At 65.8% G+C, this 243-nt stretch carries 1 pseudogene; it reads left to right on the top strand.

The window, feature by feature from the left end:
* Positions 1 to 243, top strand: a pseudogene (locus JHD73_RS28995) (hypothetical protein); the annotation flags it as partial.

Here is a 243-nt window from a genome sequence, read left to right on the forward strand (position 1 = left end):
ACACCAAGGTGACGCTGGGTGGTGTTGGCGCCAGCGCGCCGGTGACACTGACGAACGTGGCAGCGGGCGCGGTGAACGCGACGAGTACGGATGCGATCAACGGCAGCCAGCTGTCTTCGCTGTCGACCTCGGCGTCGACTGGGATCAGTTCGCTGTCCACGAGCGTTGCCAACGCTGTGCAGTACGACGACAGCACGCACACCAAGGTGACGCTGGGTGGTGTTGGCGCGAGCGCGCCGGTGA

The organism is Ralstonia sp. ASV6 (genome assembly GCF_016429285.1).
Lineage (GTDB): Bacteria > Pseudomonadota > Gammaproteobacteria > Burkholderiales > Burkholderiaceae > Ralstonia > Ralstonia flaminis.